Source organism: Pseudomonas fluorescens group sp., from assembly GCF_020093335.1.
GTDB classification, from domain to species: Bacteria; Pseudomonadota; Gammaproteobacteria; order Pseudomonadales; family Pseudomonadaceae; genus Aquipseudomonas; species Aquipseudomonas petroselini.
The window spans coordinates 34,153-46,864 of sequence record NZ_JAIOKW010000016.1 but is presented as its reverse complement, the minus strand read 5'-3'; the positions used below and the strand labels follow the sequence as shown (position 1 = coordinate 46,864).

Genomic DNA, 12,712 nt, shown 5'->3' with positions numbered 1-12,712 from the left:
TTGCCTGATTCACGATATGGCGCAGGATCAGGCAAGGATTGTGCAGAATCGACGTAACACTGTTTGAACCGTCGCCGCTAAGCTTGCCCCCATCACCGCAGCCTGTAGAGGACGCCCCATGCCGTCGCCCGAATCCAAATCCATCCCCCTCGATGCCGAGATGGAAAAACAGCGCGCCGAGCTGGCCAGTATCGTGCACCGGCATACCTGGGAAGAAGGCTCCTACGGCACGGCCATCACGACGCTGTACCTGAACCGCCACAACACGCCGCGCGACTTCATGCCGGTGCTGGTCGAGCCGGCCCTGTGCATTCTGGCCAGCGGCAGCAAGGAAGTGCGCCTGGCTGACGAAATCTTCGCCTACGACCCGCTCAACTATTTAGTCTTTTCGGTGGCCATGCCGGTGGCCGGGCGAATCATTGATGCCACCCCGCAAGACCCGAACCTGTCGGTACGCATCAATATCGACCCGGCCCAGCTCACCGCCTTGATTGCCGAAGCCGGCCCGATGGGCGTGCCGACGCGTCCAACCTCCCGTGGCATGTACGTGGACCGTATCGACACCCAATTGCTCGACGCCGTGCTGCGCCTGGCGCGCCTGCTCGATACGCCCAAAGATATCGCGATGCTCGCGCCATTGATCAACCGGGAAATTCTCTATCGCCTGTTGCGGGGCCCGCAGGGTTATCGGCTGTATGAAATTGCCGTGGCCAACAGTCAGAGCCATCGCGTCAGTCAGGCGATCAAGTGGTTGAATGGCAACTACGAACAACCGCTGCGTATCGATGACCTGGCCAAGGAAGTGAACCTGAGCGTCTCGACCTTGCACCACCGCTTCAAAGCAATCACCGCCATGAGTCCGCTGCAATATCAGAAGCAACTGCGCTTGCAGGAGGCCCGGCGATTGATGATTGCCGAAGGGTTGGAAGCGTCGGCGGCGGGGTATCGCGTGGGGTATGAAAGCCCGTCGCAGTTCAGCCGGGAATACAGCCGATTGTTTGGGGCGCCGCCGTTGCGTGACCTGGCGCGGTTGCGCCAGAGCATCTGACCCAATGAAGATCAAAATGTGGGAGGGGGCTTGCCCTCGATTGCGGTGGGTCAGCTACAGACTAAGCTGACTGACATACTGTCATCGGGGGCAAGCCCCCTCCCACACGTTGACCGCTTGTGTTCAGTCTAAGCCGCGCGGTAGTTGCAGGGTCACCCGCAACCCACCCTCGCGCAGATTCTGCAAACTCACTTCGCCGCCATGGCTATGCGCAATGTTGCGCGCTATCCCCAAGCCCAAGCCGTAACCCTGCTGCTGCCCGGCCAGGCGGAAGTGCGGTTCGAACACCTGCTCCAACCGCTGCTCCGGCACGCCGGGGCCTTCGTCATCCACGTGCAGGATGAACTCCGCGCCATCGTCCTCGATGTGCAAATGCGCGTTCTGCCCGTACTTCAAGGCGTTGTCGATCAAGTTGCCGATGCAACGCTTGAGCGCCAGCGGCTTGCCCGGATAAGTGGTCAGGGCGCGGCCATGTTGAGTCACGCGGCCATTACCGTTAGGCGCCAGATACGGCTCCACCAGGCAGTCGAGCACGTGATTGAGGTCGACCGGCTCGATGTTTTCGTGGATATCGGTGTCTTTCACACATTGCAGCGCGCCCTTCACCAGCAACTCCAACTCATCCAGGTCGCGGCCAAACTTGGCTTGCAGGTTTTCGTCTTCAAGCAATTCAACGCGCAGGCGCAGACGGGTGATCGGCGTGCGCAAGTCGTGGGAGATCGCACTGAACAATTGGCTGCGTTCGGTCAGGTAGCGGCTGATGCGCTCGCGCATGGCATTGAACGCACGCCCTACTTCCACCACTTCGCTGCCGCCGCCTTCGGCCACCGGCTCAACATCGGCCCCCAGGGACATGTCCCGCGCCGCCCGCGCCAGGCGCTTGAGCGGCCGGCTCTGCCAGTGCACCAGCAACCCGATAAACAGCAGCAGGAAACCGCTGGTCAGCACGATAAACCACACTTGCTGGGACGGCAGGCCTTGTTCTTCAAGGCTGGTGTAGGGCTCGGGCAGCAGCGAGGCGATGTACAGCCATTCGCCCTGGGCGAGTTGGATCTGGGTGACCAGCACCGGTGGGTTCACCGGTTCCAGGGTCAGGGCGTAGTGCGCCCAGGAGCGCGGCAGTTCATCGAGTTTCAGGCCGGCGTTGAAGATACGCAGGTCTTCGGCGCTGACGAACTCCACCGACATGTGCACATCGGCGCCGAGGGTTTGTTTCAACACCTCGTCCACCGCCTCGAGCACCGCCTGTTTACGCGGGGTCTGCGGCAGGATGGCCATGTCCAGCGGACGATCATTGAGGGTCACCACAAAACGCGTGCCGCCCATGCTGCGCAATTGGTCCAGCACCAACGGCCGATACGCCACCGGCAACGAACGGAAGTAACTCACGCTGGCGGTCATCGAATGCGCGAGGCTGCGGGCGCTGGTGACCAGCCCTTCGAGCTGGGTGGCACGCAACTGCGACACCCAGATCACACTGGACAGCGCTTGGGCAAACAACACGGCCAGCAGCGTCAGCAGCAGCATGCGCCCCAACAGCGAGCGCGGCACCGGGAAGCGCCGACGGCGCTCGGTCAATGGTTCAGTGGGCATTGCCGGCAACCACGCTGGCTGCCAGTTGATACCCACTGCCGCGCACCGTACGGATCAGCCTCGGCGGTTTTTCGGTATCGCGCAGGCGTTGGCGCAGGCGGCTGACGGCCATGTCGACGATACGGTCCAGCGGCATCAGGTCGCGGCCACGGGTGGCGTTGCCGATGGTGTCGCGGTCGAGGATCTGTTGCGGGTGGTCGAGAAATAATTTGAGCAGGGCAAAGTCGGCGCCGGAGAGGATCACCTCTTCGCCATCCACGTGGAACAGGCGGTGGCTGATCATATCCAGGCGCCACTCATCAAACACCAGCACATCGCCGCCACTGCTGCGCTCCTGGCCGAACTGGCAACGGCGCAACAAGGCCTTGATCCGCGCCTGCAGCTCGCGGGGGCTGAAAGGCTTGCCGATGTAGTCATCGGCGCCCAGCTCCAGGCCGATCACGCGGTCGGCCTCGTCGGAACTGGCGGTGAGCATGATGATCGGCACCTGCGCCTGGCGCGGGTGCTGGCGGATCCAGCGGCAGAGGCTGAAACCGTCTTCGTCTGGCAACATCACATCAAGGATGACCAGGTCGCAGGGCGCCTCGTTCATCGCCTGGCGGAACCCCGCGCCATCCGGCACGCCACGCACCTGGAAGCCGGCGCGACTGAGGTAGGTCTGCAGCAATTCACGGATTTCCTGGTCGTCGTCGACGAGGAGAATCGATTTACTGATTACGCTCACGGGGTCCTCCTTGTTGTTATGGGGTGTACTTGATGGCCTCATCGAGGGCAAGCCCCCTCCCACACTTTGAATGTATTCACACATCAAACTGTGGGACGGGGCTTGCCCCCGACAGGGCCATCACTGCCTATGCAAAAGCCTGTTCGAGCGCCACACCCGCCCCGGTCAACCCGGAATACGGCGCCGTCACCAACCACACCGGAATGCCCTTGAAGTAGTCGCTCATGCAGCCTTTGTCACTGAAGCTCTTGGCAAAGCCACTGCGGATAAAGAAGTCGGCAAACCTCGGTATCACCCCGCCCACGATATACACACCACCGCGTCCACCGGTGGTCAGCACATTGTTGCCTGCGACGCGGCCCAGCCAGATGCTGAACTGGTCCAATACTTCCATCGCCACCGGGTCACCGGCCAGGCCTGCGGCCGTGATGGCCTCGGGCGTTTCCAGGACCGGTGTGTGGCCATCAACCGCACAAATCGCACGGTACAGACGCGGCAACCCGCCACCGCTCAACGCGGTTTCCGCACTGACGTGGCCGATCTCGCTGTAGATGTGCTGCCACAACTGGGTTTCCCGTGGGCTGCTCAGCGGCAAATCGACATGCCCGCCCTCCCCCGGCAACGCCGCAAAGCGGCCAGCGCCGAGGTCCAGCAACGTACCGACACCCAGGCCGGTGCCCGGGCCGATCACCACCGCCGGGCGCAACGGCTCCGGCGTGCCTGCGCAGACCACGCGGAATTCGTCGGGCTTGAGACGGGTCATGCCCAGGGCCATGGCCGAGAAGTCATTGACCAGCAGCAGCTCATCCACTTGCAGGGTTTTGCAGAAGGCAGTCTTGCTCAGGCGCCAGTGATTGTTGGTGAATTTAAATTCATCCCCGCTCACTGGCCCGGCGACTGACAGGCACACCGCGCCGATGTCCCCGATTTCCAGGCCTTCCTCGTTGAGGTAGACCTTGATCGCCTCTTCAGGACTCGTGTGATCCGCCGTGGCATGCACACGGATCGAATGCAGTTCCTGATCCCGCCACAACGCAAAACGGGCATTGGTGCCCCCGATGTCACCGACCAGCGCTAACTTCACTTAAGCGTCTCCAAGGCAGAGGTAAAGGCGCTGGCGCCCTGCTCTGCGGAGCTTGCGGCCATGCGCATAAATGCAAACAGCTCGCGACCGGCCCCCACGTTATTGCCCAACAGGCCCGTGGCAGGCGCGCGCGCTGCAAACTCTTCGGCGTCCACCTTAAGCTCCAAGGTGCCCTTCACGCCATCCACGCGAATGATATCGCCATCGCGCACCCGCGCCAGTGGCCCGCCGCTCTGGGCTTCGGGGTTGACGTGAATCGCGGCGGGGATCTTACCCGACGCGCCGGACATCCGCCCGTCTGTTACCAGTGCGACCTTGAAGCCGCGGTCCTGCAGCACGCCGAGGAACGGCGTCATCTTGTGCAATTCGGGCATGCCGTTGGACCGTGGGCCCTGGAAGCGCATGACCGCGACAAAGTCTTTTTCCAGTTGCCCGGCCTTGAAGGCGTCGGCCAGGTCCTGCTGGTCCTGGAACACCACGGCAGGGGCTTCAACGATCTGGTGCTCCGGCGCCACGGCCGAGACTTTCATCACGCCACGGCCAAGGTTGCCTTCCATCACGCGCAAGCCGCCTTCGGGCGAGAACGCACGGGCCACGGGGCGCAGGATGGTTTCGTCGAGGCTTTCGATGGGGCCGTCGCGCCAGATCAGCTCGCCGTCGACCAGGAACGGTTCCTGGGTGTAACGGCTCAGGCCCTTGCCGGCCACGGTGTTGACGTCTTCATGGAGCAGGCCGGCTTCGAGCAATTCGCGGATCAGGAACGACATGCCGCCCGCCGCCTGGAAGTGGTTGATGTCGGCCTTGCCGTTTGGATACACGTGGGACAGGGTCGGCACTACCTCGGAGAGGTCGGCCATGTCGTCCCAGGTGAGGATGATGCCCGCCGACATCGCGATGGCCGGCATGTGCAGGGTGTGGTTGGTGGACCCGCCGGTGGCATTGAGCGCGATGATCGAGTTGACGATGGATTTCTCGTCGACGATCTCGCCGATCGGCGTGAAGTTGCCGTTGGCCTTGGTCAGGCGCGTGACCTGGTGTGCGGCTTCGCGGGTCAGCGCATCACGCAGCGGTGTGTACGGGTTGACGAACGAGGCGCCCGGCAAGTGCAGGCCCATCACTTCCATCAACAGCTGGTTGGTGTTGGCAGTGCCGTAGAAGGTGCAGGTGCCGGGGCTGTGGTAGGACTTCATCTCCGATTCCAGCAGCTCTTCGCGGGTGGCCTTGCCTTCGGCGTAGCGCTGGCGCACGTCGGCCTTCTGTTTGTTGGAAATACCCGACGGCATTGGCCCGCCCGGTACGAAGATCATCGGCAGGTGGCCGTAGCGCAGCGCGCCCATCATCAGGCCGGGGACGATCTTGTCGCAGATGCCCAGCATCAGCGCGGCGTCGAACATGTTGTGGGACAGCGCTACCGCCGTGGACATGGCAATCACTTCGCGGCTGAGCAGGCTCAGCTCCATGCCGGGCTCGCCCTGGGTCACGCCGTCGCACATCGCCGGGGTGCCGCCGGCGAACTGGCCGACCGAGCCGACTTCGCGCAGGGCTTTCTTGATCTGTTCCGGGAAATGTTCGTACGGCTGGTGCGCCGAGAGCATGTCGTTATATGAAGAAACAATTGCCACGTTGGCGGCATTCATCATGCGCAGGCTGTTTTTGTCTTCGGTGCCGCAACCGGCCACGCCATGGGCGAAGTTGGCGCATTGCAGCTTGCCGCGCATCGGACCGTCGCTGGCTGCGCCGCGAATGAGCGCAAGGTAAGCCTCGCGGGTGGCGCGGCTGCGGGCGATAAGCCGTTCGGTGACCTCAAGGACGCGGGGATGCATGTGTAGAACTCCAGGCTAACGGATGTGGCGACCTGAGTGTCTATGCTGATCAAACGCCCGCAGCGCATGGGATGGCAGGGAGTCGTTTGGATCATCGGACCAGTTGATTCAGGTCACTCGTTGTAGATTGAACAAAATATTGCCACTAAAAAGGCTTGTTTTCTATTTTTATGCGAATAATCTTGTAATTCTTACAACAAATCGACGACAGGCACTTTCCAATGACTCTTCGTATCGCAATCAATGGTTTTGGCCGTATCGGCCGTAATGTCCTGCGCGCACTGTATACCCAAGGCTACCGCCAGGATTTGCAGATCGTCGCCATCAATGATCTGGGCGACAGTTCGATCAATGCCCATCTCCTCAAATACGACACCGTACATGGCACTTTCGAAGCAGAGGTCGCCCACGATCAGGAAAGCCTGACCGTCAATGGTGACCGGATTGCCGTGAGTGCCATCCGCAACCCGGCCGACCTGCCGTGGGCCGCGCACAAGATCGACGTGGTGTTTGAATGCACCGGCCTGTTCACCGACCGTGACAAGGCTGCCGCCCATATTACCGCCGGCGCACGCAAGGTGATCATCTCGGCACCGGCCAAGGGCGCGGACGCCACGGTGGTCTACGGCGTCAACCATGACATTTTGCGTCAATCGCACCAGATCATCTCCAACGCCTCGTGCACTACCAACTGCCTGGCGCCGGTCGCCCAGGTGCTGCACCGCGAGTTGGGCATCGAAAGCGGCTTGATGACCACGATTCACGCCTACACCAACGACCAGAACCTCACCGATGTCTACCACACCGACCCGTACCGCGCGCGTTCGGCCACCCAGAACATGATCCCGAGCAAGACCGGCGCCGCCGAAGCGGTCGGCCTGGTGCTGCCGGAACTGGCGGGCAAGCTGACCGGCATGGCCGTGCGGGTACCGGTGATCAACGTGTCGCTGGTGGACCTCACTGTGCAGTTGAAGAAAGAAGCCACTGCCGAAGAAGTCAACGCGCTGCTGAAAGAAGCCAGCCAACACTCGAAGATCCTCGGCTACAACACCCTGCCGCTGGTTTCCAGTGACTTCAACCATAACCCGCTGTCGTCGATCTTCGATGCCAATCACACCAAAGTCAGCGGCAAATTGCTGAAAGTGCTGGCCTGGTATGACAACGAGTGGGGCTTCTCGAACCGTATGCTGGATAACTGCCTGGCGCTGTGCAACGCGGAATAATTTGAGTTGTGCAGGGCTTGTGTGGGAGGGGGCTCGCCCCCTCCCACATTTGATCGACACAGGCTCACAGCAATAGCCACTTGCCATTTGAGTTGATGATAAGCATTATCATTAACTGCAAACCGGTCTGGTATCACTGTGAGCCAATCTCGCTTCAACCACGTCTTTATCACCCAACGGGTGGTTCTGCTTCGCACCTTGCAGCGGATGGTGAATAACCACAGCACCGCCGAGGACCTGTTGCAGGAAACCTACCTGCGCGTCACCCGGGCCCTCAGTGAGCGGCCGATCGATCACCTTGAGCCCTTCGTCTATCAAACTGCGCGCAACCTCGCGCTGGATCATCTGCGCGCGCGTAGGATCCAGGCCCGTACGCTGCAGGAAGATGTTCCGATGGACGTCCTGCAAAGCGTCGCCGCGCCCATCAGCACCCCCGAAGACGCCACCCAGGCCGAGCAGATGCTTGAAGCCCTGAGTGTCAGCCTCGGCCAGTTGAGCGCCCGCCAACAGCAGATTTTCATCCTCAGCCGCCTGCACGGTTGCAGTTACCAGGAGATCGCCGATCAGTTGGAAGTGTCCTTGAGCACCGTGCAAAAGGAACTGAAATTGATCATGGCCATCTGTGTAGGTGTGGCCGAACGGCTGGATCGGCCTTAAGCTTCTCCCGACAGAAACGTCGACCCAAGCTGTAGGAAAGTTGAATAGAACGTGGCGAAGACCCGAGGAACACCGTGACGGACCCGAATAAACTGCGCCCCCATGAGCTGGCTCATGAGGTGTTGCAAGACACGGCTATGGACCAAGCCCTCGACTGGCTGATCGCCCTGCAGTGCCCGCTGCCCGGGCAGCAGGCTGAATTCGAAGCCTGGCTGGCCAGCGACCCCGCGCATGTCCACGCGTTCGGCAAGGCCCAAGCCGCCTGGGGTGGCGCGCCGGTCCACAGCGCTGCTGTCGCACTGGCCGCGCCGCGCAAACCCAGCGCCTGGCGCCGGGTCAAGCCGCATTGGAAACCGCTGGCCACTGCCGCCGTGTTGTTGATCGGCCTGTTCAGCTTCAGCAACCTGCCGGTACGCCTGCAAGCCGACCACCTCACCGTGGTGGGCGAACGCCAGCGCCTGCAATTGGACGATGGCTCCAAAGTGCTGCTCAACACCAACTCGGCGTTTTCCAGCAGCATCAAGGACCACCAGCGCATCGCCCGCCTGTACCAGGGCGAAGCGTTTTTCGACGTCGTGCCCAGCCATGGCCTGCCCCTGGAGATCGACGCCGGCCCCGTACGCGCCAGCGTGCGCGATACCGCCTTCGCCGTGCGCTACCTGAATGGCGAAGCGCAGGTGCAAGTGCAGCGCGGCGATGTGGACCTGAGCAATACCTTCGACGATGCCCGTGTGCGCCTGAGCGCCGGTGAAAGTATCCGCATCGGGCCCAAGGGCTTTGGCCAACCCGCCAAACTGGACGCCAACAAGGACTTGGCCTGGGTGCAAGGCCGGCTGATCTTCGAAAACTGCCCGATGAGCGAAGTGCTCGCCGAGCTGCGTCGCTATTACCCCGGCTGGATCGTCAACACCAACGACCAACTCGCCAGCGTCGCCGTCACCGGCAATTACCGCCTCGACCAGCCCCTGGACGTGGTGCGTTCGCTGGCGCACATCACCTCGGCCAAGCTGTCGGAATACCCGGCGCTGGTGATCTTGAACTAAATGAGAATTATTTTTACTCGATAGCTGTCGGTGGTACGTCTCGTCTTAGCCAATGCAACTGATTCCTATTTGTCTCAGTTCGCAACTATAAGACTCGTACCCCGGAGCGCTCTCGATGTCCTCTTGTTTCAACCGCCGGTCCTCTTCGCCCGTCCTGTCCTTGCTGACGGCAGCCATCCTGCTGGCCGCTGCGCCAGTGATGACCGCCACCGCCGCCGAACCTGCCCCGCGCAGCCACGGCAATTACACCTTCAGCATCGAGCAACAGCCGCTGGTTTCGGCACTGAACGCCTTTACCGCCGTGACCGGCTGGCAAGTCGGCCTGCCGGCGGAACTGGGCCAGGGTGTATCGTCCCCTGGCGTAAGCGGCCCGTTGTCGCCGGAAAAAGCCCTGGACCGGCTGTTGGTGGGGACCAACCTGAGCTACCGCAAACTGGGCAGCAACAGCATCGTCCTGGAAAAGCGCGCAGCGGGCGGCGCCCTCAACCTGCAACAGGTGACCATCAGCGCCACCCGTAACGAGCAGGATGTGAGCAGCGTGCCGAGCACCGTCAGCGTGCATGAGCGCGAAGCGCTGGACCGCCAGAACGTCAACACCATTCGCGAACTGGTGCGCTACGAGCCTGGCGTTTCAGTCGGCGGCGCCGGCACCCGTGCCGGTAACGCCGGTTTCAACATTCGCGGCATCGACGGCGATCGCATCCTCACCCAGGTGGACGGCGTGGAAGTGCCGGACAACTTCTTCAACGGCCCCTACGCCAAGACCCGTCGCAACTACGTCGACCCGGAAATCGTCAAGCGCGTGGAGATCCTACGCGGCCCGGCGTCGGCCCTGTACGGCAGCAGCGCGATTGGTGGCGCGGTGAGTTACTTCACCCTCGATCCGGACGACATCATCAAGCCCGGCCAGGACGTCGGCGCGCGCCTGAAGACCGGCTACAGCTCCGCCGACGAAAGCTGGCTGACCTCCGGCACCGTCGCCGGCCGTGTGCAGGACGTCGACGGCTTGCTGCACCTGAGCCAGCGCAATGGCCACGAGATGGAGTCCTACGACGGCAACAACGCCACCGGCCTGGCCCGCACCGGCGCCAACCCGGAAGACGCACGTACGACCAATATCCTGGCCAAGCTCGGTTGGAACTACGGCGATGACAACCGTCTGGGCCTGACGTATGAAAAGTACAAGGATGATCGCGACACCAACCTCAAGAACGCCGTGGGCGGCCCGTTCAACGCCGGCCCCTTCGTCTCGAACTGGTACCGTGCCCGTACCGGCAACGACACCATTACCCGTGAACGCTTCGGCCTGGAAAACAGCATTGCCCTCGAGTCGCCGATTGCCGACCGCATCAAGACCAGCCTCAACTACCAGATTGCCAAGACCGACCAGACGACGGCCGAAATCTACCAGCCAAGTCGCCGCGTCTTGCGTACCCGCGAGACCTTGTACCAAGAACGGCAATGGGTGTTCGACGCACAGCTGGACAAGGCTTTCAGCCTCGGCGAAACCGATCACCACGTCACGTACGGCACCACCCTCAAGCAGCAGAAAGTCACCGGTTCGCGCGAAGGCGCCGCCACCTGCCTGGCCGTCGGCAGTGGTTGCACGGCCATCGGCGCACCCAGCCCCTCGGCCGGTGACAGCGTGCGCAAGGCCAGCGACTTCCCAGACCCGACCATCAACACCTACTCGCTGTTTGCCCAGGACCAGATCGCCTGGAAAAACTGGACCTTCCTGCCCAGCGTTCGCTACGACTACACCCAGCTCAAGCCCAAGCTGACCGAGGACTTCCTCAACGCCACCGACCCGACCCGCATTTACCCCCACGACGACAGCACCAAGACCTGGCACCGGGTCTCGCCGAAATTCGGCCTGACCTACGCGCTGACCGATCACTACACCTGGTTCGGCCAATACGCCGAAGGCTTCCGCACGCCGTCGGCCAAGGCGTTGTACGGTCGCTTTGAAAACCTCCAGCAAGGTTACGTGGTCGAGCCCAACCCGGACCTTAAGCCGGAAACCAGCAAAGGCATCGAGACCGGGATTCGCGGCAACTTCGACGCGGGCAACTTCGATGTCGCGGTGTTCTACAACAAGTACAAGGACTTCATCGACGAGGACAACACCTCGGTAAGTCCGACCGGCACGATCTTCCAACCCTTCAACATCAAACGCGCCACCATCAAGGGCATTGAAGCCAAGGGTCGCATGAACCTGGACGCCTTCGGCGCGCCACAGGGTGTGTATACACAGGGCGCCGTGGCCTACGCCTACGGCCGTAACGACGAAACCGGCCAGCCGCTCAACAGTGTCAACCCACTCAAGGGCGTGTTCGGACTGGGTTATGACCAGGAGCAATATGGCGCCCTGGTCAGTTGGACCCTGGTCAAGAAACAGAACCGCGTCGACAAAAATACGTTCTTCTCGCCCGACGGCAATACCACCAGTGCCCCGTTCAAGACCCCAGGCTTCGGCGTCGTCGACCTGACCGGTTTCTACAAGGTCACCCACGACGTGACCGTCAACGGCGGCCTCTACAACCTGACCGACAAGAAGTACTGGAACTGGGACGACGTGCGCAGCTACGACGGCGTCGGCGAAGCCGGTGTGACCTCCCCGGCCAACCTCGACCGCCTGACCCAGCCAGGTCGCAACTTTGCGATCAACGTGATCTGGGACATCTGATGAAACCCGCCTCACCCCGGCGTAATTATTCAGCGCCGGGGTGAGGATTTTTTACTGTGCCGCGTCTTCTTGTTCGTCTAGTTGATAACAGCTCTCTTTCGGGCACCCAGGCGCTTCCCTTCTCAAGGACTTTTTTCATGACCGCTTCCCCTACCGCTGAACGCCCAAGCCTGCGCTCCCAGCGCCTGAACCAGATCACCCACGAGCCACACACCAAGCTCGACGCACTGGTGAAGGCTCATGCCCCGTTTGAAACCCAAGCCAACTTCGCCCGTTTCGTGGTGGCGCAATACCTGTTCCAATCGGAACTGGTGGCCCTGTACAACGATGCCGAACTGATCAAGATCGTGCCGGACCTGGCCGAGCGCTGCCGCGCCGAAGCCGCCAAGCTGGACCTGAGCGACCTGGACACCGACGTGCCTGCACCGGTCGCCGGCGCCGTGAAAAACCCGAGCAAGGCCGAAGCCCTGGGCTGGCTGTTTGTGTCCGAAGGTTCCAAGCTGGGCGCCGCGTTCCTGATCAAGCGCGCCGTGGGCCTGGGCCTGAGTGAAACCTTCGGTGCCCGCCACCTGGGTGAGCCGGCCGGTGGTCGTGCCGAAGGCTGGAAAAGCTTCACGCGCACTCTCGACGCCCTGCCATTCAGCGCCGAAGAAGAAGCTGCTGTGGAAAAAGGCGCGATCGACGCGTTTGTACGCTTCACCGTATTGCTGGAACAGGCGTACGCTAGCGCCCCTGAATTGGCCTGACCTCCAGATTGAAATGCCATCAACTGTGGGAGGGGGCTTGCCCCCGATAGCTGAGTACCAGTCACCCTCTACAGTGACTGAACTA

10 protein-coding genes are annotated in these 12,712 nt (G+C 61.8%); 6 read left to right on the top strand and 4 right to left on the bottom strand.

The features are described 5' to 3' along the window. The first annotated feature begins 118 nt into the window (after window positions 1-118). The gene (locus tag K7431_RS17760; protein WP_015885653.1) at window positions 119-1,048 is read left to right on the top strand and encodes an AraC family transcriptional regulator; all 930 of its coding nucleotides are present in this window, start codon (window positions 119-121) and stop codon (window positions 1,046-1,048) included. 123 nt (window positions 1,049-1,171) lie between these two features. Here the strand turns inward: K7431_RS17760 and K7431_RS17755 are convergent, their stop codons facing one another. From K7431_RS17755 to edd, 4 genes are all read right to left on the bottom strand, one after another. Beyond that, entirely contained in the window at window positions 1,172-2,599 is a 1,428-nt protein-coding gene (locus K7431_RS17755) for an ATP-binding protein (RefSeq protein ID WP_015885654.1), read from the bottom strand. Window positions 2,600-2,630: 31 nt separating this feature from the next. After that, on the bottom strand, window positions 2,631-3,407 hold the full coding sequence (locus tag K7431_RS17750) for a response regulator (protein ID WP_252121015.1): 777 nt from the start codon (window positions 3,405-3,407) through the stop codon (window positions 2,631-2,633). Between the two features lie 85 nt (window positions 3,408-3,492). After that, entirely contained in the window at window positions 3,493-4,449 is a 957-nt protein-coding gene (locus tag K7431_RS17745; protein WP_015885656.1) for a glucokinase, read from the bottom strand. Further along, window positions 4,446-6,272, bottom strand: coding sequence for a phosphogluconate dehydratase (gene edd / locus K7431_RS17740; protein ID WP_015885657.1), 1,827 nt, complete (start codon window positions 6,270-6,272; stop codon window positions 4,446-4,448). The genes K7431_RS17745 and edd overlap by 4 nt, the downstream gene beginning before the upstream one ends. 221 nt (window positions 6,273-6,493) lie before the next feature. Here edd and gap point away from each other — a divergent pair, with 221 nt between their 5' ends. The 5 genes from gap to K7431_RS17715 all read left to right on the top strand — a co-directional run bounded on the left by gap (window position 6,494) and on the right by K7431_RS17715 (window position 12,627). After that, window positions 6,494-7,495, top strand: coding sequence for a type I glyceraldehyde-3-phosphate dehydrogenase (gene gap / locus K7431_RS17735; protein ID WP_015885658.1), 1,002 nt, complete (start codon window positions 6,494-6,496; stop codon window positions 7,493-7,495). Between the two features lie 138 nt (window positions 7,496-7,633). Further along, window positions 7,634-8,152: an RNA polymerase sigma factor gene (locus K7431_RS17730; RefSeq protein ID WP_015885659.1), complete on the top strand. Its 519-nt coding sequence runs from the start codon at window positions 7,634-7,636 to the stop codon at window positions 8,150-8,152. Window positions 8,153-8,226: 74 nt separating this feature from the next. Continuing rightward, the gene (locus K7431_RS17725) at window positions 8,227-9,195 is read left to right on the top strand and encodes a FecR family protein (RefSeq protein WP_015885660.1); all 969 of its coding nucleotides are present in this window, start codon (window positions 8,227-8,229) and stop codon (window positions 9,193-9,195) included. A 115-nt stretch (window positions 9,196-9,310) separates the two neighbouring features. Next, entirely contained in the window at window positions 9,311-11,881 is a 2,571-nt protein-coding gene (locus K7431_RS17720; protein ID WP_015885661.1) for a TonB-dependent receptor, read from the top strand. Between the two features lie 137 nt (window positions 11,882-12,018). Further along, on the top strand, window positions 12,019-12,627 hold the full coding sequence (locus K7431_RS17715) for a biliverdin-producing heme oxygenase (RefSeq protein ID WP_015885662.1): 609 nt from the start codon (window positions 12,019-12,021) through the stop codon (window positions 12,625-12,627). Window positions 12,628-12,712: the final 85 nt, after the last annotated feature.

Excerpts from the sequence above, each read along its gene's own strand:
- K7431_RS17715 (WP_015885662.1), top strand. The coding sequence starts at position 12,019 with ATGACCGCTTCCCCTACCGCTGAACGCCCAAGCCTGCGCTCCCAGCGC.
- edd (WP_015885657.1), bottom strand. The coding sequence starts at position 6,272 with ATGCATCCCCGCGTCCTTGAGGTCACCGAACGGCTTATCGCCCGCAGC.
- K7431_RS17750 (WP_252121015.1), bottom strand. The coding sequence starts at position 3,407 with ATGAGGCCATCAAGTACACCCCATAACAACAAGGAGGACCCCGTGAGC.
- K7431_RS17720 (WP_015885661.1), top strand. The coding sequence starts at position 9,311 with ATGTCCTCTTGTTTCAACCGCCGGTCCTCTTCGCCCGTCCTGTCCTTG.
- gap (WP_015885658.1), top strand. The coding sequence starts at position 6,494 with ATGACTCTTCGTATCGCAATCAATGGTTTTGGCCGTATCGGCCGTAAT.
- K7431_RS17760 (WP_015885653.1), top strand. The coding sequence starts at position 119 with ATGCCGTCGCCCGAATCCAAATCCATCCCCCTCGATGCCGAGATGGAA.